At 64.2% G+C, this 23,959-nt stretch carries 23 protein-coding genes; 15 read left to right on the forward strand and 8 right to left on the reverse strand.

The window, feature by feature from the left end:
• Positions 1-3: 3 nt before the first annotated feature.
• The 8 genes from MESOP_RS09255 to MESOP_RS09290 all read left to right on the forward strand — a co-directional run bounded on the left by MESOP_RS09255 (position 4) and on the right by MESOP_RS09290 (position 7,835).
• Positions 4-1,257 (forward strand): sarcosine oxidase subunit beta, encoded by a 1,254-nt coding sequence (locus MESOP_RS09255; protein WP_013893064.1) that lies wholly within the window; start codon positions 4-6, stop codon positions 1,255-1,257.
• The gene (locus MESOP_RS09260) at positions 1,257-1,679 is read left to right on the forward strand and encodes a hypothetical protein (protein ID WP_013893065.1); all 423 of its coding nucleotides are present in this window, start codon (positions 1,257-1,259) and stop codon (positions 1,677-1,679) included. The genes MESOP_RS09255 and MESOP_RS09260 overlap by 1 nt, the downstream gene beginning before the upstream one ends.
• Positions 1,680-1,690: 11 nt before the next feature.
• Positions 1,691-2,002, forward strand: a complete 312-nt coding sequence (locus MESOP_RS09265) for a sarcosine oxidase subunit delta (RefSeq protein ID WP_013893066.1) — start codon at positions 1,691-1,693, stop codon at positions 2,000-2,002.
• Complete coding sequence (locus MESOP_RS09270) at positions 1,999-4,992, forward strand: sarcosine oxidase subunit alpha (protein WP_013893067.1); 2,994 nt, start codon at positions 1,999-2,001, stop codon at positions 4,990-4,992. The genes MESOP_RS09265 and MESOP_RS09270 overlap by 4 nt, the downstream gene beginning before the upstream one ends.
• Positions 4,985-5,569 (forward strand): sarcosine oxidase subunit gamma, encoded by a 585-nt coding sequence (locus tag MESOP_RS09275; RefSeq protein ID WP_013893068.1) that lies wholly within the window; start codon positions 4,985-4,987, stop codon positions 5,567-5,569. Before MESOP_RS09270 ends, MESOP_RS09275 begins: the two co-directional genes overlap by 8 nt.
• A gap of 58 nt (positions 5,570-5,627) precedes the next feature.
• Entirely contained in the window at positions 5,628-5,861 is a 234-nt protein-coding gene (locus tag MESOP_RS09280; RefSeq protein WP_013893069.1) for a hypothetical protein, read from the forward strand.
• Positions 5,862-5,939: 78 nt separating this feature from the next.
• Complete coding sequence (locus MESOP_RS09285; RefSeq protein WP_013893070.1) at positions 5,940-6,725, forward strand: ThuA domain-containing protein; 786 nt, start codon at positions 5,940-5,942, stop codon at positions 6,723-6,725.
• Positions 6,726-6,785: 60 nt separating this feature from the next.
• On the forward strand, positions 6,786-7,835 hold the full coding sequence (locus MESOP_RS09290) for a Gfo/Idh/MocA family protein (RefSeq protein ID WP_013893071.1): 1,050 nt from the start codon (positions 6,786-6,788) through the stop codon (positions 7,833-7,835).
• Positions 7,836-7,883: 48 nt separating this feature from the next.
• On the opposite strand, the gene MESOP_RS09295 is transcribed toward MESOP_RS09290, so the two are convergent.
• From MESOP_RS09295 to MESOP_RS09315, 5 genes are all read right to left on the reverse strand, one after another.
• The gene (locus MESOP_RS09295; protein WP_013893072.1) at positions 7,884-8,132 is read right to left on the reverse strand and encodes a DUF680 domain-containing protein; all 249 of its coding nucleotides are present in this window, start codon (positions 8,130-8,132) and stop codon (positions 7,884-7,886) included.
• 180 nt (positions 8,133-8,312) lie between these two features.
• A complete protein-coding gene (locus tag MESOP_RS09300) occupies positions 8,313-8,957 on the reverse strand; it encodes a TetR/AcrR family transcriptional regulator (protein WP_013893073.1) in 645 nt (214 codons plus the stop codon).
• 128 nt (positions 8,958-9,085) lie between these two features.
• Positions 9,086-10,120: a phosphotransferase family protein gene (locus MESOP_RS09305; protein WP_013893074.1), complete on the reverse strand. Its 1,035-nt coding sequence runs from the start codon at positions 10,118-10,120 to the stop codon at positions 9,086-9,088.
• Positions 10,117-10,602, reverse strand: coding sequence for a MaoC family dehydratase (locus MESOP_RS09310; RefSeq protein ID WP_023765869.1), 486 nt, complete (start codon positions 10,600-10,602; stop codon positions 10,117-10,119). The genes MESOP_RS09305 and MESOP_RS09310 overlap by 4 nt, the downstream gene beginning before the upstream one ends.
• A 39-nt stretch (positions 10,603-10,641) precedes the next feature.
• Complete coding sequence (locus MESOP_RS09315; RefSeq protein WP_013893076.1) at positions 10,642-11,457, reverse strand: SDR family oxidoreductase; 816 nt, start codon at positions 11,455-11,457, stop codon at positions 10,642-10,644.
• Positions 11,458-11,577: 120 nt separating this feature from the next.
• Here MESOP_RS09315 and MESOP_RS09320 point away from each other — a divergent pair, with 120 nt between their 5' ends.
• From MESOP_RS09320 to MESOP_RS09345, 6 genes are all read left to right on the forward strand, one after another.
• Positions 11,578-12,819: an acyl-CoA dehydrogenase family protein gene (locus MESOP_RS09320; RefSeq protein WP_013893077.1), complete on the forward strand. Its 1,242-nt coding sequence runs from the start codon at positions 11,578-11,580 to the stop codon at positions 12,817-12,819.
• 39 nt (positions 12,820-12,858) lie between these two features.
• Positions 12,859-13,896: a zinc-binding dehydrogenase gene (locus tag MESOP_RS09325; protein ID WP_013893078.1), complete on the forward strand. Its 1,038-nt coding sequence runs from the start codon at positions 12,859-12,861 to the stop codon at positions 13,894-13,896.
• A gap of 301 nt (positions 13,897-14,197) precedes the next feature.
• On the forward strand, positions 14,198-15,379 hold the full coding sequence (locus tag MESOP_RS09330) for a glycosyltransferase 87 family protein (protein ID WP_041164039.1): 1,182 nt from the start codon (positions 14,198-14,200) through the stop codon (positions 15,377-15,379).
• Positions 15,372-16,388 carry a glycosyltransferase family 2 protein gene (locus MESOP_RS09335; protein WP_224730233.1) on the forward strand — a complete coding sequence of 339 codons (1,017 nt, stop codon included), beginning with the start codon at positions 15,372-15,374 and terminating at the stop codon, positions 16,386-16,388. Before MESOP_RS09330 ends, MESOP_RS09335 begins: the two co-directional genes overlap by 8 nt.
• On the forward strand, positions 16,385-17,203 hold the full coding sequence (locus MESOP_RS09340) for a ChbG/HpnK family deacetylase (protein ID WP_013893081.1): 819 nt from the start codon (positions 16,385-16,387) through the stop codon (positions 17,201-17,203). Before MESOP_RS09335 ends, MESOP_RS09340 begins: the two co-directional genes overlap by 4 nt.
• Positions 17,200-17,610, forward strand: coding sequence for a GtrA family protein (locus MESOP_RS09345; protein ID WP_013893082.1), 411 nt, complete (start codon positions 17,200-17,202; stop codon positions 17,608-17,610). Before MESOP_RS09340 ends, MESOP_RS09345 begins: the two co-directional genes overlap by 4 nt.
• Before the next feature lie 59 nt (positions 17,611-17,669).
• Here MESOP_RS09345 and MESOP_RS09350 read toward each other — a convergent pair whose 3' ends face one another.
• From MESOP_RS09350 to MESOP_RS09360, 3 genes are all read right to left on the reverse strand, one after another.
• On the reverse strand, positions 17,670-20,801 hold the full coding sequence (locus MESOP_RS09350; protein ID WP_013893083.1) for an efflux RND transporter permease subunit: 3,132 nt from the start codon (positions 20,799-20,801) through the stop codon (positions 17,670-17,672).
• Entirely contained in the window at positions 20,798-21,958 is a 1,161-nt protein-coding gene (locus MESOP_RS09355) for an efflux RND transporter periplasmic adaptor subunit (RefSeq protein WP_013893084.1), read from the reverse strand. The genes MESOP_RS09350 and MESOP_RS09355 overlap by 4 nt, the downstream gene beginning before the upstream one ends.
• Positions 21,959-22,161: 203 nt before the next feature.
• Positions 22,162-22,989: a MurR/RpiR family transcriptional regulator gene (locus MESOP_RS09360; RefSeq protein WP_013893085.1), complete on the reverse strand. Its 828-nt coding sequence runs from the start codon at positions 22,987-22,989 to the stop codon at positions 22,162-22,164.
• A gap of 135 nt (positions 22,990-23,124) precedes the next feature.
• Here MESOP_RS09360 and MESOP_RS09365 point away from each other — a divergent pair, with 135 nt between their 5' ends.
• The gene (locus MESOP_RS09365) at positions 23,125-23,943 is read left to right on the forward strand and encodes an N-formylglutamate amidohydrolase (RefSeq protein WP_013893086.1); all 819 of its coding nucleotides are present in this window, start codon (positions 23,125-23,127) and stop codon (positions 23,941-23,943) included.
• The last annotated feature ends 16 nt before the right edge of the window (positions 23,944-23,959 follow it).

The following is a 23,959-nucleotide window of genomic DNA, read 5'->3' on the forward strand; positions in this document are numbered from 1 at the left end:
ACGTTGAAAAAATATTCGGTATTCGCCATCGCCCGCGAGGCCATGCGCGGCCATAAGGGCTGGGAGGAGCAATGGTCCTCGCCCGAGCCGAAGAAGGAATACGACGTCATCATCGTCGGCGCCGGCGGCCATGGGCTGGCCACCGCCTACTATCTCGCCAGCGTGCATGGCATCACCAATGTCGCTGTGCTGGAAAAGGGTTGGTTGGGCGGCGGCAACACCGGCCGCAACACCACCATCATCCGCTCCAACTATCTCTATGACGAGAGCGCCGGCATCTACGACCATGCGCTGAAGCTGTGGGATGGGCTTTCCCAGGAGCTCAACTACAACGTCATGTATTCGGCGCGCGGCGTCATGATGCTCGCCCACAATGTGCACGACGTCCAGGTGCTGAAGCGCCATGTCCATGCCAACCGGCTGAACGGCATCGACAATGAATGGCTGTCGCCGGAGCAGGCCAAGGAATTCTGCCCGCCGCTCAACATCTCCAGGGATGCGCGCTATCCGGTGGTCGGGACCGCCTTGCAGCGGCGCGGCGGCACGGCGCGCCACGATGCGGTGGCCTGGGGTTACGCGCGCGGCGCTTCGGCGCGCGGCGTGCACATCATCCAGAATTGCGAGGTCACCGGCGTCAAGCGGGCCGCCAATGGCGCGGTCATGGGCGTCGATACGACACGCGGCTTCATCGGCGCCAAGAAGGTCGGCGTCGTCGCTGCTGGCCATTCGTCTGTCATCATGAACATGGCCGGCGTGCGCATGCCGCTGGAAAGCTATCCGCTGCAAGCGCTGGTGTCGGAGCCGGTCAAGCCGGTGGTGCCTTGCGTGGTGATGTCCAACACCGTGCACGCCTATATCTCGCAGTCCGACAAGGGCGAGCTGGTCATCGGCGCCGGCACCGACCAGTATGTCTCCTATTCGCAGACCGGCGGCCTGCACATCTTGCAGCATACGCTCGACGCAATCTGCGAGATGTTCCCGATCTTCACGCGCATGAAGATGCTGCGCTCGTGGGGCGGCATCGTCGACGTCACGCCCGACCGCTCGCCGATCCTGGCCAAGACGCCGGTGCCCGGCCTCTACGTCAATTGCGGCTGGGGCACCGGCGGCTTCAAGGCGACGCCCGGCTCGGGCCATGTCTTTGCCCACACCATCGCCAGGGACGATCCGCATCCGATCAACGCGCCCTTCACCATCGAACGCTTCCGCACCGGCCGCCTCATCGACGAGGCCGCGGCGGCGGCGGTGGCGCATTGATGATGACGGAACTCGCTGTCGCCATGCCGCTGGTGCTGGCGGGGGAACAGGGCATGTTCCATTTGCCGTCGCCGGAAGAGGTGCGGCTGCAGCCGATCGAACGTGCCGGCAACGAGGCCGGCTGGCCGTTTTCGGTCGACGAGGGGACGCTGGCATGCGTGTGGAGCGCCGGCCAGAAAGTGGTGATGTTCTTTGAAGGCCGGCCGCATGGGCTGGACGAGGACGAGGATTTCGAGCCGCGTGGCGTGATCGTCACCACCGACCCGATGCAACTGACGCTCGGCAACATGGCCAACCGCGCTTTGTTTCGCGATGCGACAAACGTCGAGGAGCGCCTGCGGCTCGTCGCTCCATTCATGACCATGGGTCAGAAGCTTTGCGACCAACCCGCCGGCGCCCACGTCGGCCACGGCGAATTGTAGGAACGAAGACGATGCTGCTCATACGCTGCCCCTATTGCGAGGAAGAGCGCCCGGAGCTCGAATTTCGCAACGCCGGCGAGGCCCATATCGCGCGCTCGGCCAATATGGCCGGCGAGAGCGACGACGATTTCGAGAAATTCTTCTTCATCCGCTCGAACCCCAAGGGCATCATCTACGAGCGCTGGCGGCACATGCATGGCTGCGCCCGCTTCTTCAACGCAGTGCGCGACACCGTCACCGACAAGTTCGTCATGACCTACAAGGCCGGTGAGCCGAAACCCGCCAAGCTGCCCAAAAACTCCAACGAAGTGGTTACCAAATGAGCGGCGGGTTCCGCATTCCGAGCGCCGGTCGCCTCAGCCAGGCCAAGACCGCGCGGTTCAGCTTCGACGGCCAGCCCTATACCGGCATCGAGGGCGACACGTTGGCCTCGGCGCTGCTTGCCAATGGCGTGCATCTGGTCGGCCGCTCGTTCAAGTACCACCGGCCGCGCGGCATTCTGTCGGCAGGCGCGGAAGAGCCTAACGCGCTGGTGCAGATCGTGCGCGACGACGCGCGCAAGACGCCGAATGTGCGCGCCACCGTGCAGGAGCTTTATGACGGACTTGCCGCCAATTCGCAGAACCGCTGGCCGTCGCTGTCCTTCGACATAGGCGCGGTCAACGACATCGCATCGCCGATGTTTTCGGCCGGCTTCTACTACAAGACCTTCATGTGGCCCAAGGCGGCCTGGAAGAGCTTTTACGAGCCCAAGATCCGCGAAGCCGCCGGCCTTGGCGTTTCTCCGGACAAACCCGATCCCGACCATTATTCCTCGCGCTACGCGCATTGCGACGTGCTGGTTCTGGGCGGCGGTGCCGCAGGTATCGCGGCGGCATTGGCGGCGGCGGAGACCGGCGTGCGCGTCATCCTCGCCGACGAGCAGGTCGAATTCGGCGGCAGCCTGCGTTTCGAGAGTGGCGCGAAAATAGACGGCCAGGACGGTTTTGCCTGGGCACAGGCGGCGATCGCCAGACTGAGCGCGATGGACAATGTCCGCGTGCTCTCGCGCACAACTGCTTTTGGCTACTACGCGCAGAATTTCGTCGGCCTGGTCGAGCGTGTCAGCGATCATCTGAAGGCCCCCGGCCACGATTTGCCGCGCGAGCGGCTGTGGCAGGTCCGCGCCAAGCGCGTCGTGCTGGCCTCCGGCGCCATCGAGCGCCATATGGTGTTTGCGAACAACGACCGGCCGGGCATCATGCTGGCGGGCGCGGCGCGCACTTTCCTCAATCATTATGGCGTGGCGGTCGGCAGGAATGTCGGCGTCTACACCGCCAATGATTCGGCCTACGCGGCGGCGATCGACCTGAAGAAGGCCGGCGTCAACGTGGCGGCGATCGTCGACCTGCGCGACAACCCGACAGGACCGGTGATCGACGAGGCAAGGGCGCTCGGCATCGAGATCAATTTCGGCCGCGCGGTGATCCGTGCCGGCGGCAAATTGCGGGTGTCGTCGATGACCGTGCAGCCGAAGAATGGCGGCGGCGAACGCACTATCCCCGTCGACGCGATCCTGATGTCGGCCGGCTGGACGCCGTCGGTGCATCTGTTCTCGCAGTCGCGCGGCAAGGTCGCCTTCAACGACGAGACCAAGCGCTTCGTGCCGGGCATCTACGCACAAGACTGCGTCTCCGTCGGCGCCTGCAACGGCACTGACGGGCTGTCGGCGACGGTCGACGAGGCCTACGCGGCTGGCGCCAAGGCAGCGAAAGATGCCGGCGCGAAAACCGCCAAGGGCGCCAAGCCGAAGGTCGATGCCTCGGAGAGCTGGTCGCGCGGCATGCTGGGGGCTGGCCCCGGCGCCGGACCGGACACGACGGTGAAGGCGTTCGTCGATTTCCAGAACGACGTCACCGCCAAGGATATTCGCCAGGCGGTGCATGAGGGCATGCGCTCGATCGAGCACGTCAAGCGCTTCACCACCAACGGCATGGCGACCGACCAGGGCAAGACCTCCAACATGCACGGCCTGGCGATCGCCGCCGAGACGCTGGGCAAGCCGATCCCGGAAGTCGGCCTGACCACGTTCCGCGCGCCCTACACGCCGGTCACTTTCGGCGCGATCGTCAGCCATGCGCGCGGGCCGCTGTTCGACCCGACACGCAAGACCGCGATCCATCCCTGGGCCGAAGCGCAGGGCGCGGTGTTCGAGGATGTCGGCCAGTGGAAGCGCGCCTGGTATTTCCCGAAGGCGGGCGAAGACATGCATGCAGCGGTCGACCGCGAATGCGTCGCGGTTCGTAACAAGGCAGGGCTGTTCGATGCCTCGACGCTCGGCAAGATCGAAGTGGTCGGGCCGGATGCCGCCAAGTTCATGGAGTTGCTCTACACCAATCCGTGGGAGAAGCTGGAACCCGGCCGCTGCCGCTATGGCATCATGCTGCGCGAGGACGGCTTCATCTATGATGACGGCGTCGTCGGCCGACTGGCACCGGACCGTTTCCATGTGACGACGACGACCGGTGGCGCGCCGCGGGTCATGAACCACATGGAGGACTATCTCCAGACCGAGTTTCCGCATCTCAATGTCTGGCTGACCTCGATCACCGAACAATGGGCGGTGATCGCCGTGCAAGGGCCAAAGTCGCGCGACATCATCGCACCGCTGGTCGAGGGCATCGACATGTCCGACGAGGCGCTGCCGCATATGTCGGTGCGCGAAGGCAAGATCTGCGGCGTGCCAACGCGGCTGTTCCGCATGTCGTTCACCGGCGAGCGCGGCTTCGAGGTCAATGTCCCGGCCGATTACGGCCAGGCCGTCTGGGAAGCGCTGTGGGCCGAGGGCCAGAAGCATGGCGCCGCCGCCTACGGCACCGAGGCCATGCACGTATTGCGCGCCGAAAAAGGCTACATCATCGTTGGCCAGGACACCGACGGCACGGTGACCCCTGGTGATGCCGGCCTCGATTGGGCGGTCGGCAAGAAGAAGGCCGATTTCGTCGGCATCCGCGGCCTGACGCGGCCGGATCTGGTGGCCAAGGGCCGCAAGCAGTTGGTCGGCCTCAAGACCAAGGACCCTAAGGTGGTGCTGGAGGAAGGCGCGCAGATCGTCGAGGACCCGAAGCAGGCGATCCCGATGAAGATGATCGGCCATGTCACCTCGAGCTACTGGTCGGAAAATTGCGGCCGCTCCATCGCGCTGGCGCTGGTCGCCGGCGGCCGCGACCGCATGGGCGACACGCTCTACGTGCCGATGCCGAACGGAGTGATCGAAGTGGAGGTTACCGGCATGGTGTTCTTCGACGAGACGGGAGGGCGCCTCAATGGCTAAGGCTGCTGAAAAGAAGACGGTTTCCGCCGTATCGCCTTCGGTTGAGCGTCGCCCGGCACTGGCTGGACGTAGCACCACCGCAACCAACGCCAAGGTCGAGATCCTGCCGCCGGCAGAGCGTATTTCGCTGCGCGCGCCGGAGGCTTCCGTCGCGGCGCTGTCGAAGGCGCTCGGCGTGACCTTGCCGAAAAAGCCGAAGACGTCCGTGTCGAAGGCTGGCCGCACCGCGCTGTGGCTTGGGCCGGACGAATGGTTTGTCATCGACGAGGCCGGCAACGATCCGCTCGCCGCTTGCGCCACGGTTGCCGCGCTCCATTCGGCAGTGGGTGTCTCTCACCGCAATATCGCGATTGCCGTTACCGGCGCGGCGGCGGCCGCAACGATCAATTCGGGTTGCCCGCAGGATCTGTCGCTCGATGCATTCCCGGTGGGGGCTGCCTCGCGCACTATCCTTGGCAAGGCCGAAATCGTGTTGTTGCGTACGGCCGCGGACGCCTTCCGGGTCGAGTGCTGGCGTTCCTTCTCGGACTATGTCTTTACTTTCCTGTCCGAAGGGGCACGCGACGCGGCGGTCTGAACCCGGAACGTTTGCCGCGCGCGTCCGTTGTGCGGCAACAAGTCGAGGGAGAATGTCGATGCCGTCCAAGTCCGCGCCGAAGTCGCCGCCGCAATCCAAAACCGCGGCGGTCCGCTCGCTCGAACACGAGCGGCATCACGAGGCCAATGCCGAAGAGGAACTCGAGGAGGGCCTCGAGGACACTTTTCCGGCCAGCGATCCGGTGTCGATCACCGGATCAGTCATCTCAGGCGCTCCTGCCAAACCCGGCAAGGCCAAGACCGTTGCGGGACGGAAAACCCGCAAGCCCTGATTTCCCCAGTTTCAATCTTGGCGGTACCTTCTCAAGGTCCCGTCACATGCGCTATTTAAAGCGCTTTGGGAGATGAAAATGCCGATAAAAGCTGTCGTCTGGGGCGAGAACGTGCACGAGCAGACCAATGCCGCCGTGCGGGACCTCTATCCTTTGGGCATGCACGGCACTATTGCCGCCGCGCTCAACCAGGACAAGGGCATCGAAGCGACCACGGCCACCTTGCAGGAGCCCGAACATGGCCTGGGCGAGAAGCGCCTTGCCGGCACCGAGGTCCTGCTGTGGTGGGGCCACGCCGCCCATGGCGAGGTCAAGGACGAGATCGTCGAACGCGTGCAGAAGCGGGTCTGGGAAGGCATGGGGCTGATCGTGCTCCATTCCGGGCACTACTCGAAGATCTTCAAGCGCCTGATGGGTACGCCTTGCTCGCTGAAATGGCGCGAGGCGGGCGAGCGTGAACGCGTCTGGGCGATCAATCGCGGCCATCCGATCGCGCAAGGCATCGGCGAATGCCTGGAGATCGGCGAGACGGAAATGTATGGCGAGCCGTTCGCGGTGCCGGAGCCGCTGGAGACGGTATTCATCTCCTGGTACGAGGGCGGCGAGGTGTTCCGGTCGGGACTGACCTATCAGCGCGGCGCGGGACGGATCTTCTATTTTTCGCCGGGCCACGAGACCTATCCGATCTACCACAATGACGGGGTGCAACAGGTGCTGCGCAACGCCGTGCACTGGGCGCATAATCCCGCACCCGCATGGTCCGGCGTCACCAATGCGCCGAACGTGCCGACGGACAGGGCCAAGGAGAAGATCGTCCAGAAAGGCCTGCGCCTGCATGCCGATGGCGATAAGGGTCTTAGTTGATCGGCCTAAGCTGACCGCGACCTGGGCTGATCGGGGCATGAACTGGTTGGGGGTGGGTTGATGCACCGAATTCTTCTGCTCGGCACCGGCGGCATCGCCGGGCATCATGTCGAGGAGTTCGCCGGGATTCCCGGCTGCAGCATCGTGGCCTGTGTCGACCAGGTGCCAGGCCGCGCGGCGACGTTCGCCGGGGCAAACAAGATAGGCGACTGCTTCGAGAGCCTGGAGGCGGCGATCGCCTGGAGCCAGTTCGATGCCGCCATCAACGCCACGCCGGACGGCGTGCACAAGGCAACGACGCTGGCGCTGCTTGCCTCGGGCAAACACGTCTTTTGCGAGAAGCCGCTGGCGCCGAACCATGCCGACGCGCTTGTCATGACCGAAGCCGCCGAGGCAGCAGGCGTCGTCAACATGGTCAACCTGACCTATCGCAATTCGCCGGCCATCCAGGAAGCGCGGCGCATGGTGCAGGCCGGCGCCATCGGCGAACTCCGCCATGTCGAGGCGAGTTATCGGCAAAGCTGGCTGGTCAGCAAATCCTGGGGCAACTGGCGGGTCGAGGACAAATGGCTGTGGCGCCTGTCGAGCCGGCATGGATCGACAGGCGTGCTGGGTGATGTCGGCATACATATACTGGACTTCGCCACCTATGGCGCCGCCCAGGACATCGTCAGCCTGCATGCCGACCTGGTGACGTTTCCGAAGGCCGAGGGCGAGCAGATCGGCGACTACGTGCTGGACGCCAATGACAGCGTGGCGATGACAGCGCGGCTGAAGTCAGGCGCGCTCGCCACGATCATGGCGAGCCGCTACACGACAGGCCACGCCAACGATCTCTCGCTGACGCTGCACGGCACCAAGGGCGCCATCAAGGTCGAGACCGACGGCAAGGTTTCGCACCTGTCCGCCTGTCTCGGCGGAGATATCGACCTGCAGCGCTGGCGGACTCTGGCGCCGCCGGACGTCAAACGCAATGCAAGACGCTTCGCCGATGCGCTGGATAGCGGGCAAAACGGCGATCCGTCGTTCCGGCGCGCCGCCGACATGCAGAAGCTGATCGATGCAGCGTTCGAGAGTTCGGCGACCAGGCTGCCGGTCTCGATCGGCTGACGTCACCGAATGGCCGGCCGCGCCGGCCAGAAGCGTTTGGCGCAAATGTTAGAAAGCGCTCGGCACGATCCACGGGTTGATGCTGATGCCGAGGCGCGGGCCCTTGCCCTCAGCGGTGTTTTCCGTGGTGCCCTTCTTCTCGACCGAGCCGGTCGAAGCGCAATCGAGCTTCACATGGGTCCTGGTGTCGACGCAGGTCGCGGCCGGCAGGTGCTTGGCCGGCTGGGTGGCGCTGGCGGCGAAAGCCGAGCCCGACAGGGCCAGAATGGCGGCGAGGGTGAGGACGGTCTTTTTCATTGTCAGTCTCCGTTTTCCAACAGGTGAATTTCTTCGTACGTGTACGTTATGCCGTACAGATACGCCTGCCGTTCGCGAAGTTCAAGCTGAAATCGTACATGTACGGAAATTTTTTGTTAACCAAGAAATCGCCACCGGTTTACCTGGTGGCGACGAGGCTTGCAGGAAAGGAGATATCGTTCAGCAGTTGACCGGGGTCTCGGTCAGCGGAGGCACATTTTGCGTGCGCAGTGTCGCAAGCGTGAAATCGCACATCCGCTTCACAAAGGCCTGCGGGTCGCCGAAGGGGTAGAACGGAAAGGTGATCAGCAGCGAGATCGTGCCATGGCCGACCGCCCACAGCATGGTGGCGATGGCGCGCGGATCGCCCTGCAACTCGCCTGCGGCGACGCAGGCCTCGACCCGGCTGATCAGCGCCTTCATCGCCGGGTTGCCTTCCTCCATGTCCGCGTAGCTCCTGCCTTCCGGCAGCTTGGTCTTTTCGGTCATGAAGACGGTGCGGTATTCATTGGGATTGCCGAGGCCGAAGGCGGCATATTCGGTCATGACCGCCTGCAAAGCCGCGATCGGATCGTCTGACGGATGCTCCTCGATGCGCCGGGCAAGGGTCTCGAACGCATCTTCGGCCAGCGCGAACAGGATGTCCTGCTTGTCGGCGAAGTAGGAATAGACCGACATCGGTGCATAGCCGACCCGCTTGGCCAGCTTGCGGATGGTCAGACCCTCATAGCCTTCTTCCTGGACGAGCTTGTGCGCGGCTGCGACCAGTTCGGAGCGTAGCTCGGCCTTTTGTTTCTCGCGGCGTGTCTGGACGCTCGGCGGCAAGTCTGGTGCCTTTCGGTTGGTGGTGTTCCGACTAAATTATATACGCTGTACGGAAATGGACAAGGGCGCCCCAGGTTCCCAAACGGCAGGCATCAGATCGCTCCGACGCAGCCGTCTCTCCCATCACGTCACATCTCTTTGTCGATCAGTTTGACTGCAAGATGCGACAAGAGCTTCACCGCCTCGCCATAGGTTCTGGCCTTTTCGGGATTGGAGGCATTGCCGTCCAACGCCCGCTTGTAGACACCCTGGCAGATCGCTGCCAACCTGAAGAAGGAGAAGGCGAGGAAGAATGTCCAGTTGCCGATGCCAGTGAGGTCGCGTCGCCGGCAGTAAGCGGCGACATACTCCTCTTCGAAGGGCAGGCCGAGCGCCGCACGGTCAATGCCGCCGAGGCCGCGAAAGCCGGATGCGTGCGGCAAGCGCCACTGCATGCACTGATAGGCGATGTCGGCGAAGGGATGGCCAGATGTCGACAGTTCCCAGTCGAGCATCGCCAGCACCTTTGGCTGGTCCGGCGCGAAGATCAGATTATCCAGCCGGTAGTCGCCATGGACGAGCGAGACACGGCCGTCATCGGCGGGCATATGCGTTTCCAGCCAGGCGATCAGGCGGTCCATGTCGGCGATGGCGCCGGTTTCCGAAGCGCGGTACTGGCTGGTCCAGCGCGCCAGCTGCCGCTCGAAATAATTGCCCGGCCGGCCGAAATCACCGAGGCCCACGGCCTCGACATCGACGTCGTGCAAGGCCGCCAGCGTCTCGTTCATGGCGTCATAGATGGCGGAACGCTCATCGTTGTCGCGCGCCTCGGGCAGCGCCGGATCCCAGAAGATGCGGCCGTCGAGGAAATCCATGACGTAGAACATGCGGCCGATCGGCGAATCCTCCGCCGACAGATGCAGCATCCGGGGGACGGGCACCGCGCTGCCGGCAAGCGCCTTCATCACCCGAAATTCGCGGTCGACCTGATGCGCCGATTTAAGCAACTGCCCCGGCGGCTTGGCGCGCAGCACATAGCGGCCGCTTGCCGCCGTCAGCAGATAGGTCGGGTTCGACTGGCCGGATTTGAACTTTTCGATTGCGGCGAGCCCGGAAAAGCCCGGGATTTCCGCCTCGAGGTAGGACGCGAGCGCGGCCTGGTCGAGCGCGTTCGGGTCGTTCATGCGGTCTCGGGCTGGCGTTCGATCAGGGTCAGCGTCAGCCAGCGGGCGGTGAGCGCCGGTTTCTTCGAGCCCTCGATCTCGATCGTCACGTCGTGCGCGGTCTGCACCCAGCCCGACGGCCTGACCTTGACGTCGGCCAGCACGAAACGGGTGCGGATGCGGGCGCCAGTCTTGACCGGCGCCAGGAAGCGCAGCGAATCGAAGCCGTGATTGACACCCATCTTGCCGTTTTCCAGCGGCGGCATGGTCTCGAAGGTCATCGCCGACAGCAGCGACAGCGACAGGAAGCCATGGGCGATGGTGCCACCGAACGGCGTCTCGCGCTTGGCCCGCTCCGGGTCGCAGTGGATGAACTGGTGGTCGTCGGTAGCGTCCGCAAACTGGTCGATCATGCGTTGTGTGACCGCACGCCAGGGTGAAACGCCAACTTCCTTGCCGACGCTGGCCAGAAGCACATCGAGACTGATCGGTTCCACGCTCATGTCCTCCAGTTCACCCCCGGCTTCTGCGGCCGGCAAATGTCATTCCTTGAACAAGGTCAATCCATGCTGCACCGATTGCCCGCCGTCGATCGGCAGGATGGCGCCGGTGACATAGCTGCCTGCACGGCTGCACAAATAGAGCGTTGCGCCGGCAATGTCATCCGGTGTGCCGATACGGCCGATCGGAACATGACTGCCGACATGGTCGGCCTGTTCCTGGGTGCCGGTGGCAAAGGCAGTCATGCGGCTTTGGAAGGGGCCGGGTGCGAAGGCATTGACGGTGATGCGGCGAGGGGCGAATTCGAGCGCCAGCGTGCGCGTCAGATGATGAACGGCGGCCTTCGAGGCGGTGTAGGAATAGGCGTCGTCGGCGAGCGGCTGCGTGCCCATCACCGAACCCAGATTGATCACCCGGGCCGGGTCGACGTCGCTGGCGGCGGCCTCAAGCAGCGGCAGCAATTCGCGCGTCAGATGGAAGACCGCGGTGACATTGACGCCAAAAACCTTGGCCCAGGCGTGGTAGGGAAAGCTCTCCAGCGGCGCGCCCCAGGAAATCCCGGCATTGTTGATCAGAATATCGAGCTGATCGGTCCGCGCCTTGACCTCGGCGACAAGCGCGGCAATGCCGGCCTCGCTGGAGACGTCGCCTGTAAAGCCATCGGCCCGCCCCGAGGTGCCGAGATCGTTCAATTCGGCGGCGACCTTGACGCAGTCTTCGCCCTTGCGCGAGGCAATCATGACGCTGGCGCCGGCCTTGACCAGCGCGGTGGCCGCCATGCGGCCGATGCCGGTCGCCGCACCCGTCACCAGCGCGGTCTTGCCGGCCACCGAAAACAGCTCGTCCAGATAGCCCATCACAATCCTCCGCGCCCTGCCTCGGCATGCGGCAATCAGTTCGCGTTGACAAGGCTATCCGAAGTACGGTCATCCTTGCCACGGGTAAAATGCCCGGCCTGTATGAAGGGTTAGCGACCGATGACGGAGATGAACCTCGGCATGACCGAGCGGCTGAAGCCGATCCACGCCCGCGTCGCGGCCATGGTGCGCGACGAGATCATGCCGCTGGACAAGGAATTCCTCGCCGAAGTGGGCAAGGACGGTGACCGCTGGGTCTACAGCGCACGGCAAAGCGAGATCCTCGAAGGGCTTAAGAGAACCGCACGGGAGCGCGGCCTGTGGAATTTCTGGCTGACCGGCTCGGAGCGCGGCTATGGCCTATCGACTGTCGAATACGCCTATCTGGCCGAGGAGATGGGCAAGGCGCATCTCGGCGCGGAGACCTTCAACTGCTCGGCGCCAGACACCGGCAACATGGAGGTGCTGGAACGCTACGGTTCGGCCGACCACAAGAAGACGTGGCTCGATCCGCTGCTCGACGGCAAGATACGCTCGGCCTATCTGATGACCGAGCCGGATGTGGCCTCGTCGGACGCCACCAACATTGCGATGCGCTGCGAGCGGCAGGGCAACGACTATGTGCTCAATGGCGAGAAATGGTGGGCGTCGGGCGCCGGCGATCCGCGTTGCGCCATCTACATCGTCATGGTGCGGACCGGCGGCGATCAGGAGCCGCGGCACCGCCGCCATTCGATGATCCTGGTGCCATCGGACACCAAGGGCGTGACCAAAATCCGCGCCATGCAGGTCTATGGCGACGATGACGCGCCGCATGGCCACATGCACCTTCGCTTCGACAATGTCCGGGTACCCGCCTCGAACCTCATTCTCGGTGAGGGCAGGGGCTTCGAGATCGCGCAAGGCCGGCTCGGGCCGGGCCGCATCCACCACTGCATGCGCGCCATCGGCCAGGCCGAGATGGCCCTGGAGATGCTGTGCCAGCGCTCCGTGCGCCGCGAGGCCTTCGGCCAGCCCCTGGCGAAACTCGGCGCCAATTTCGACATCATCGCCGAATGCCGCATGGAGATCGAGATGGCGCGGCTGCTGTGCCTGAAGGCGGCGTGGATGATCGACCAGGGCGATGCGCGCGCCGCGGCCCCCTGGATCAGCCAGATCAAGGTCATCGCACCGCGCGTCGCGCTCAAGGTGACCGACGAGGCGGTGCAGATGTTCGGCGCCCAGGGCATCAGCCAGGATACGCCGCTGGCGCGTTCGTGGACGCATCTGAGGACGTTGCGCCTCGCCGACGGACCCGACGCCGTGCATCGCCGCCAGGTGGCGCGGACGGAGCTGAAAAAATACACGCAGGAAAAGGTCTGAGCCGTTGCCTGACCTCTGCCGGCAAGCAAGGAGCCCGCGATGACCATCCCCTCCGAAATGCAGGCGCTACTGCTGGTCGGCGACGGCTACACCAGGACGCCGAGCGGCAGCGTGCTGGAGGCGATGGAGCCCTACATCGAACCGGGCAGCATCGCGGTGCCGGCGCCTGGACCGAGCCAAGTGCTGATCAGGGTCAGTCTCGCCTCGATCAATCCTTCCGACGTCGCCTTCATCAAGGGCCAGTACGGCCAGCCGCGCGCCAAGGGCCAACCGGCCGGCTTCGAGGGCGTCGGCACGGTCGTTGCCGGCGGTGATGAGCCCTATCCGAAAAGCCTGATCGGCAAGCGGGTCGCCTTCGCCACCGGCGTCACCAACTGGGGTTCGTGGGCGCAATATGCCGTCGCCGAGGCGGCGGTCTGCATTCCGCTCCTCGACACCGTGCGTGATGAGGATGGGGCGGCGATGATCGTCAATCCGCTCACCGCGATCGCCATGTTCGAGATCGTCAGACAGGAGGGTGAAAAGGCCTTCGTCATGACTGCCGGCGCCAGCCAGCTCTGCAAGCTGATCATCGGCCTGGCTGGGGAAGCGGGGTTCCGGCCTATCGTCACCGTGCGCCGTGACGACCAGACCGCATTGCTGAAAGAGCTTGGCGCGGCGCATGTCCTCAATGAAAAGGCGCCGGACTTCAAGGCGGCGCTGCGTCAAGTGATGAAGGAAGAGCAGCCGCGCATCTTCCTCGATGCGGTGACCGGACCATTGGCCTCGGCCATCTTCGACGCCATGCCGAAGCGTTCGCGCTGGATCATCTATGGACGGCTCGATCCCGAAGCCACTGTTATCCGCGAGCCTGGCCAGCTGATCTTCCAGCACAAGCATATCGAGGGCTTCTGGCTGAGCGAATGGATGCGGCAATCCAGGGATCGTCGCGGTCCGGCGATCCTGGAAGCGCAGAAGCGGTTTTCCGACGGGCGCTGGTCGACCGACGTGACGTCGGTCGTGCCGCTCACCGAGGCCATGGCGCGGTTGCCGGCGGAACTGGCCAAGCCCAATGGCAAGGTTTTCATCCGGCCTTAAAGCAACTTCCGGAAAAGTGGGAAGCCGTTTTCCCGGGAAAAGCGCATAGCGCTTCCCCTTGGAAATTGCGTCAAAACAAAGCGTTAGCGCAATTCCTAGGGCATCTGCAGTTCGATGCCGAGGCCTTCAAAAGGCCATCGATGGTCATCAACAAAGGCCGGTCTTTGGCTTCAGGGTGGGCCAGCGGTTTCGAAGTCCACGGCTTCCGGCCCCTCTATGCCACGCTGCTTTGTCCGTGATATGCCGCCTTCAAATACAGGCGGTGATGGGAAATCGTTCTGGAATTGTGTGGGGTGCGCGGATGACGCTTTCCAAGCCGGTTTTCGACCGTTTGGGACTTGGCATGTGGATCGGAGCCTTCCTGGTCGTTCTTGCGCTCGTCCTGTGGTCACCCCACACGCGTACTGTCTGGCAGGCCTATATAGACGGCAGCGAGGCCCTTCTGGCCGGCCGGCCGCTCTACAATCTCAGCTCCGAGATGGGGTATCTCTACGCGCCGGCCTTTGCCGCGCTCTACGTTCCGCTGGTCAAGCTCGGCCCGCATCTCGGCGGCCTGACCTGGCACATTATCGGTTTCGCGGTGCTGACATTGGCCGCCATGCGGCAGGTGCGCAAGCTCGGCGGCGGGGAACTGCCATGGCTGCTTTCCTTCGGGCTCTTTCTTGCCCTGCCGATGGCGATGGGTGCAATCCGCAACGGCCAGGCGACGATCCTCTTGGCCGGCGCCTGCTGGCTCCTTACCTTTTCTGCGCTCGAGGGGCGTCGCGCCGAAACGTTCTTCTGGGCTTCCGTTGCCATCATCGCCAAGCCGACGGCGATCATCATGCTGCTGTTGCTGGGAGCCCTGCGCCTCCGGTTGATACCGGTCCTGGTGCTGGCGGTGCTGTTCGTGCTCGCCTTGCCCTACGCTTTCGCACCTGCAGGCTATCTCAACGACCAGTATCGTCTTTTCGCCGAGATGCTGACCTCGATGGCCGTCGACAACACCAGCCATTTCGTCCCCACCGATTTCACAGCCCCCTTCACCCGGATGGGACTGCCGCTGCCGGAAATCGGCGCCACGGTCATACGCATCGTCATGGCCCTGTTTACGCTCTGCGCGGTCATTTGGTTCGACCGCAGGCTCGAGCGCGGAACGGCTGATCTCGCCATCTTCCTGACGGCGACGTTCTACATGTGCGTCTTCAACCCGCGTGTCGAGCCCAACACTTATGCCATGATCGCCGTGCCCGCCGGCCTAGCCATTGCCTTGTTATGGCGCGAGGAAAAAGGCGGTGTCCTGGCCTCGGTGCTGTCGGTGATGCTGTTCCTGACCGGATTGACGGGCGTCGAGCGCCATATCCAAGATTTGACCTATCCCTGGTTTCGGCCGATCGCGGTCACCGTCATTGCCGGTTCCCTGATCTGGTGGTTCTGGGCCAAGGCGCAAGGCAAGGTGACGCGGGAAAAGGTGATGAATGAAGGGCCTGTCGCAAATGGCTGAGTCGCGACCCACTCTCGATATCGTGGCGCCGTTCTTCAACGAGGCGCAATCGGCTTCGGCTTTTGCCGAATTGCTCGACAGGCTCGAAGCCACGGTGTCGCAACGTTTCGGCATGGCCGTCCACAAGATCCTGATCGACGACGGCAGCCGCGACGATGGCGCCGAGCGATTTTCGCAGGCGCTGTCGGGTTCCTGGGAGATCGTGCGGCTCAGCCGCAATTTCGGCAAGGAAGTCGCGGTGCTTGCCGGCCTCGACCAGTCGAGGAGCGACATGGTCCTGATCATGGACGCCGATCTCCAGCATTCGATGGACATCAGCCTGAAGATGATCGCCGAACTGGTGGAAAACCCCGACATCGACGTCATCTACGCGCAGAACGACCGGCGCGAGGCCAGCTGGCGGCGCAGCCAGCTGGCACGGCTTTTCTACAGCCTGATCAACAGCAGCCAGCGCTTCGACATTCCGGAGAACGCGGGTGATTTCCGCGTCATGCGGGCCGCTGTGGCACGCGCGCTGACGAGCTTGCGCGACAAGCGGCGCTTCAACAAGGGTCTGTTCGCCTGGGCCGGCTTCCGCCAGAAGGCCATAGAATATTCGCCGGAGAACCGCGCCAGCGGTACCTCGAAATGGAGCCGCCTCAACCTGATCGCGTTCTCGTTGGAAGGGTTTACGTCGTTTTCCGTCATCCCGCTGCGCATCATCAGCCTGAGCGGGATGCTGGCGGCGCTGGCGGGCCTGCTTTACGGCGCCAAAGTGTTCTTCGAAGTGATGTTCTACGGCATTGCCGTGCCCGGCTATCCCAGCCTGATGGTCGCCGTCGTCCTGCTCGGCGGCCTCAACCTCACACTGCTCGGGCTGATCGGCGAATATGTCTGGGTCACGCTCTCGGAGAGCAAGGATCGACCGGTCTATATCGTGCGCGACGTCTTGCGCGGGGATGTCTTGCATGGTGAGGTCTTGCGCGGCGAGGTCGCCCCTGACAGGTTGCCAGGCGCACCCGGGGCATGACGCGGCGCATCCGCCTGATCGCCGACGATTACGGCCTGGCGCCAGGCGTTTCCGCCGGGATTCTCGACCTGCTCGATCGAGGGCGCCTGACGGGCACCAGCTGCATGACCGGCTTTCCCGAATGGCCTGATGCGGCAGCGCTCATAAAGCCGCTGTGCGGCCGCGCGGCGGTCGGTCTGCATCTTACCCTGACGGATCAGCCTGCGGTCACCGGCCGATCGAGCCTGGCGCCGGAAGGCCGGTTGCCGCCGCTCCGCCGGCTGGCACTGCCGGTCCTGCGCGGCCGCGTCGATGAGTGCGATGTCCATGCCGAGCTCGACGCACAGTACGGCCGCTTCGTCGAGGCGTTGGGCCGCCGGCCCGACTTCATCGACGGGCACCAGCACGTGCATTTCCTGCCGGTCGTACGCACATGGCTGCGGGCGCGTTTTTCAGAAGCTTCCGAGAAGCCGGTGCTGCGCGGGGCGCCGGCGCTCGGCAATGCCGCCGTGGCGCCGAAAGTCGCGGCAATCGCCGCCGTGGCCGCCGGCTTCAACCGTGCGATGGCGCGCGCCGGCTTCACCATTTTCGAGCCGCTCGCCGGCATCTACGACTGGCGGCAACCCGAGAGATTTGCTCCGGTTCTGCAAGCCGCTGTCGAAACACTGCCGGAACGAGGCCTGTTCATGTGCCATCCCGGCCATGTCGACGAGACATTGCGCGGGCGTGATCCGATGCAGCGGGTGCGCGAAGTGGAATTCGAGGTGCTGGCCTCGGACGCATTCGGCGCGAGCCTCGCCCGCGCCGGTGTCGAGATCATGGATGGCAGGGGATGAGCGGCGCCGACCAGCCCCAGCGTTCGACCGGCAGCAAGATCGTGCGCTTCGCCATTGTCGGGCTGGTGAACACGGCCATCGACCTTGCCGGTTTTTTCCTGCTGCTCAAGCTGCATGTCCCGCCGCTGCCGGCCAACATCGTCTCATGGTCCATCGCCGTCGTCTTCTCCTTCGTGGCGAATGGCTTCTGGTCGTTCGAGCGCAATCGCGCGATCCGGCTGCATGACGCCTTCCTTCGCTTCGTCTCGCTTGGAGCGCTGATCTCGCTCGGCGTCTCCAGCCTGTCGATCGCACTCCTTGCCGGCATCGCCGGCGTGTGGCCGGCAAAGATCGGCGGTGTCATCGTGGCGGCGGTGCTGAATTTCATCGCCGCGCGCTGGTCGATCGAGGGCCGGCTCTTAAGATAGCGTATTCTGTTCCGGCGAAATTCCGGATGGAATATCGCGACGCACTTTCGTGGAATTTTTTATTCCGCCGGCTCCACATTGGTGTAGGCGGCTTCCTCGAGTTCGCGCTTAAGCCGTGCTTCCTCATGCGTCTTGGGCGTGATGAAGCGGCCAAGCAGGAGATAGGCGACCGGCGTCAGGAACAGCGTCGAGACGGTGGCCAGGCCCAGTCCGCCAACGATCACCCAGCCGAGCGCCACGCGCGCCTCGGCGCCGGCGCCGGCGGCCAGCACCAGCGGCACGCCGCCAAGTATGGTGCAGATCATCGTCATCATCACCGGCCGCAGGCGAATGGTCGAGGCCTGCTCGATCGCCTCGCGCACACCAAGCCCTCGATCGCGCAACTGGTTGGCGAATTCGACGATCAGGATGCCGTTCTTGGCCATGACGCCGACCAGAAGCACCAGGCCGATCTGGCTGTAGGCATTGAGGCTGGTTCCACTCAACAGCAGTGCGATGATGGCGCAGGCAAGACCTAGCGGCACCGTCGCCATGATGATAACGGCGCTGACGAAACTCTCGAACTGCGCGGCCAGCACCAGGAGGATGATGACCAGCGCGAAGCCGAAGATGGTGATCATGGCGCTGTTGGTTTCGCCCAGCGTCGCCGCCTCGGCCAGTGGCAAGATGCGGCTGCCTGGCGGCAGCAGTGGCGTGGCGATCTCCTCGGCGCGGGTCAAGGCATCGCCAAGCGCGAAATTGCCTGAGAGGTTGGAGGTGATCGCCACCGACGGCTGCTGCTGCTCGCGCGACAGCGATGGCGGCACGGCACGCTCGGTCAATGTAGCGATGGTCGACATCGGCACGAAACGGCCGTCCGCCGTCTTCAGGAAGACGTTTTCGAGGTCGGTCGGATCGTTGATCGGATTGGTGGTGGAAACCAGCTTCACGCCATAGCTGCGGTCGGCGATGTAGACGTCGACGACATCATTGCCGTCGAGCATGGCCTGCATGGTGTTGGCGAGGCCGGTGATGTCGATGCCGAGGTCGGAGGCGCGCTCGCGGTCGATGGCGACGGCAAGCTGCGGCTGGGTCGGGTCGATCGACAGGCGCGGCGTCTGGAAGCGCGGGTCCTTCTGCATCTCGGCGATGATCTTCAGCGCCGCGTCGCCGAGCGCCTTGCGGTCGTTGCCGACCAGCGCGAATTGCAGACCGTTGCCGGCGCCGCGGATACCGAGGCTGTTGGGCTGCACCGGGAAAATGCGCACGCTCGGCACCTGCTTGGTGAGCTGGCTGATCTCGGCCATGATCTCCTGCTGGCTGCGGCTGCGCTCGTTCCAGGGCGCGAGCGTCATCACCATGAAGCCGGAATTGTAGGAGCCGTTCTGGCCGGCATTCTCGAAGGTCGAGCGGATCTCGCCGGAATCGCGCATCGGCTGGATCAGTTTCTCGATCTTCTGCATCTGCTGCGTCGTGTAGTCGAGGCTGACGCCTTGCGGGGCGCTGATGCGCAATAGCACGGCGGCGCGGTCCTCGGTCGGCGTCAGTTCCTGGCGGATGGTGCCGAACAGCGTGAAGGCGGTACCGGCAAACAGCACCGCGACCAGAACCACGATCCAGGGCGCGTCGAGGCAAGCGTGCAGGCCGCGCCGATAGCCTGCATTCAAGACACCGCCGATGCGGGCGCCGATGCCGTGGCCGCCTTCGTGGTGAAGCGATGCGCTGGTCAGCATGCGCGAGGCGAGCATCGGGCAGAGCGTGAGCGCCACCACGCAGGACAGAAGCACCGACATGGCGAGCACGAAGCCGAATTCGCGAAACAGGCCGCCGGTCTGGCCGGGCAGGAACGAGATCGGCACGAAGACGGCGACCAGCGTCAACGTGGTCGCAACGACTGCGAAGAATACTTCCTGCGCGCCGAGCACGGCGGCCGCGCGCGGCCCCATGCCTTCGTTGCGCCGTCGCACGATGTTTTCGAGCACCACGATGGCGTCGTCCACCACCAGTCCAGTTGCCAGAACCAAGGCGAGCAGCGTCAGGATGTTGACCGAGAAGCCGGCCAGATAGATGGCGGCGATGGTGCCGATCATGGCCACCGGCATCGACAGGCCGGGGATCAGCGTTGCGCGCCAGTCGAGCAGGAAGACATAGATGACGATCAGCACCATGGTGACCGACAGGCCGAGCGCGATCTCGACCTCGTGCACGGCGCCCTTGACGAAGACGGCGTCGTCGCTGGTGATCTTGATCGCCATGCCCTTGGGCAGGTTCTGCTGCAATTTGGCGACGGCGGCCTGGACGCCGGTCGAAATGTCCAAAGTGTTCGATTCCGCCTGGCGGATGATGCCGATGCCGATGCCGGTCTTGCCATCCGAACGCAGCGTCGTCTGGCCGATATCGGGGCCGAGCGTGACGGTGGCGACATCGCGGATGCGCGTCGTGCCGCCGATGATGATGTTTTCGAATTCCTCGGGCGTTGTCACGTCGGCGGTCGTGCGTACGATCAGGTCCTGGTTGGTCGTGGTGATCGAGCCGGCAGGAGAATCGAAGGCGACGGACGCAAGCGCCGTCCTGAGGTCGGCGACCGTGAAGCCGAGGCTGGCGAGCTTGTTCTGGTCGACGTCGATGCGGAAGATCTTGTCGCGGTCGCCATAGACCTGGACGTCGGCGACGCCGGGCACGGCCGCCAGTTCGTCTTCGATCTGGTCCTGGACCACGACCGTCATGTCCTGGATCGACATGTTGTCGGAGGTCACCGCCAGCCGCATCACCGCGTCGGAATTGGCATCGGCCTTGACGATGCGTGGCGGATCGGCGGTGTCCGGCATCTGGTTGGCGACGCGGCCGACGGCGTCGCGCACATCGGAGGCGGCCACATTCAGGTCGACGCCGTCATTGAACTCGATGGTGACGCGGCTCGAGCCGAAGGACGACGAGGACGAAATCGACTTGACGCCGGAGACGCGGGCGACGGCACCCTCGATCGTGTCGGTCAGCTCGCGGTCGACGGTTTCGGCCGCCGCCCCCTCGAAGGTGGTGGAAACGGTGACGACGGCGCGGTCGACGTCGGGCAGTTCACGGATCTCGACGCCGTAGAAGGCGGCAAGGCCGGCAACGGCAATGAGGGTGTTCAGCACGAAGGCCATCACCGGCCTGCGGATGAACAGGGCGGTGAAGCCGGTGTCGCTGGCGGCGTTGACGGGGCCGGTCATGAGCCTTCGGCGGCGTTGGGGTTGGGCTGCTCCTGGCCGGCGATGCGAACCTCGCCGCCCTCGCTGACGCTCTGCGTGCCTTCGGTGACCACCATGTCGCCGTTGTCGATCTTCGCATCGATCAGCACGGTTTCAGTGTTGCGCTGGATGATGCGCACCGGCACCCGCTTGGCCTTGCCGTCTTCGATCTGCCAGACATAGGCACCGTCCGATCCCCACAGGATCGCCAGCGGACTGACCGCCGGATAGGTCTCACCTGGGAATTTCATGGTGATGCCGAACGACATGCCGGCGCGCAGCGAATCGGCCGGGTTGGCGATCTTGGCCTTGACCAGCAGCGTGCGGCTCTTTTCGTCGATGTGGTTGTCGATGGCCGAAACCGTGCCGGTATAGGCGTTGCTCGGATTGGCAATGGGCGTCGCCGTCAATTGGGCGCCGACTTTGATGGCGGCGGCGAAGCGTTCCGGCACCTGGAAATCGACCAGGATCGAGGAACGGTCGTCGAGTGTGGCAATCGCCGACTGGTTGGTCACATAGTTGCCGGCGGAGATCGGCAAGATGCCGACGGTGCCGGCGATCGGCGCCAGGATCGAGCGGCGCTGCAATGCAAGTTCGGCATCCTGAAGCACCAGCTTCGCGCCTGCCAGAACCACTTCGGCGTCGGCAACGGCGACAGGCGTCGCCGCGTTGGAGGCGCGCAGCGACTTGACGCGGTCAAGCTTGGATTGCGCATCCTGCAAAGCGAGCTTGGCGCGGTCCTGAGAGATGATCTCGGTCTCGGAATCCAGCGTCGCGATGATCTGGCCCTTGTCGACATGACTGCCCGATTCCACCAGCAGTTCGGCAAGGCGGCCGGAGCTATAGGGATTGACGGTCACCGAGGCGTTGGCGCGGCCGGTGCCGATCGCCTGCAGGCGGTCGTTGATGGTTGCGGAGGCGGCCGGCGATGCGACGATGGTGACGATCTGGGCGCCGTTACGCCCACCCCGCCGGGAACCGGCGGCCGAGGCCTCTTTCGCCGGAGGTGTCGCGCCATACGCCCAATCCATCCCCCAGCGCGCCAGCACTTCGGGAGCACCGGGGTAGAAGCGCGCCCAGGCGGCCGCGGCGGCGACCAAAATCACAAGCGAAAGGACAATCTGTTTCCAGCGCGACATCGACACTCCAGCAGCAAGAATCGTCTGCCGGTTCCAGATGGAAACGAATGCAGAGACGATACGGGCTGGGGGCGAAAACCGGCCACGCCACATCCCGATATCATCGGTTTATGGCAATTATCACGCGATCGTGCACATTAAATCTCGGTAACGTGAGATCCGGACGCTCCCTGGAGTCGTTGCGATTTGCCTTGGAAACCTACCTAGCGCAGGCCTTCCATTTCCCGAATACGCCGGGCGCCATCGGCCTCGAGTTGTCTGGTGACGGCGCCGATCAGCGTTTCGGCGACGACGAAAAGCGCTGCCGAGGAATCCCATGCGGAAGGCACAGCGGTGCGTCCGGCGATAACATGGCGGGCAAACCGGGCAATCGGCGACAGCCACTGGTCGGTGAAGAGCACGATCTGAACGCCGCGCTGATGCGCCTTCTCGGCGAAGCGGACGAGGCTGTCCTGGTAGCGCCTGATGTCGAAGATCACCAGCACGTCGCGCTTGCCCATGTCGATCAGCCGGTCGCGCCACATGCTTTCCTGGCCGGCGAGATGGAACACATCGGGCTGGATGACGGCGAGATGGGCGGCCATGTAGCGCGCCAGCGGATCGGTGAAGCGGCCGCCGATCAGGAATGTCTTGCCGCGCCGCTCGGCAAGCCGGGTGGCAATGTCGGCAAGCTGCCTGTCCGAGAGGTGGCGGAAGGTCTCGCGCATGTTGTCGAGCGTCGCTTCCAGCATCGGCGACACCGTGCCGCCGCCGGGCGAGGGCGGGTTGAGCGTTCGCGTGGCCGGCGATTGTAGTTGCGCCGCCAACTCGTCCTGCAGGCTCGACTGGAATTCCGGATAATTCTGGAAGCCCAGCCGGGCAACGAAGCGCAGGATCGTCGGCGAGGAGACGCCGGCCGCGGCCGAGAATTCGGCGACCGTCTTGAGGCCGATCAAGGGATAGCTCGCGATCAGCGTCTGGGCCGCGCGACGTTCGCCGGCCGGCATTGTGCCGACGCGGTCGGCGATCAGTTCGGCAATGCTGGAAATCATGTTTTCCCCACCCCTTGGCCTGGCCCACGAGATCGCATTTGACAAAGCCGGACAAACTGTATGAAATCATCCGTAGGGACGCAATGAGGCAAAATACGTAACATACGATACAGCGCTCCCCGGGGACCGCAGACTATGGAGAAAGCACGGCCCGCCAGCGTTGCATCATCCGATACCGTGAGGGTGACGAACCCGGGCGGATCGAGCCCTTTCGTGCTGACCTGCGATCACGCTTCCAATTTCCTGCCCGCCGAATTCGGCACGCTCGGCCTTGCCACCGAGGATCTGTCCCGGCACATCGCCTGGGATCCCGGCGCGCTGCCGGTGGCAATGCGCATGGCGCAGGCACTCGATGCCACGCTGGTCGAAACCCGCATTTCGCGTCTCGTCATCGACTGCAACCGGCCGCTCGACGCGCCGGACCTGGTGCCGCCGGTCAGCGAGACAACGGCCATACCCGGCAATACGGGCCTGTCGGAAAAACAGCGCGCGGCGCGGATCGCCCTTTCTTGGCAGCCGTTTCACGACGCCATCGAGCATATTGTCGAGGACAGGCTGGTGCGCGGCCAGGAGACGCGCCTGGTGTCCGTGCATTCCTTCACACCGGTCTACAAGGGCCGCAACCGGCCCTGGCATATCGGCATCATCCATGACGATGACCGCCGGCTGGCGTCACCGCTGATATCGGCGCTCAAACGGCTCGCCGGCATCGCCGTCGGCGTCAACGAACCCTATTCGCCCGCTGACCGCGTCTATTTCACGCTGGAACGGCATGCACGCTCGCGCGGGCTGGCCTGCGCCATGATCGAAATCCGCAACGATGAAATCTCCGGCGACACCGGGCAGCGGAAATGGGCGGATCTGCTCACCGGTATTTTTTCGGATCTGGAACCAGAGGAGGCCACGCGGCCCAGATCGCATTCAATCAGAAAGTCAGTCCAATCGGCCAGCTGAGAAACAAACAGGGGAA

This window comes from Mesorhizobium opportunistum WSM2075, assembly GCF_000176035.2.
GTDB classification, from domain to species: Bacteria; Pseudomonadota; Alphaproteobacteria; order Rhizobiales; family Rhizobiaceae; genus Mesorhizobium; species Mesorhizobium opportunistum.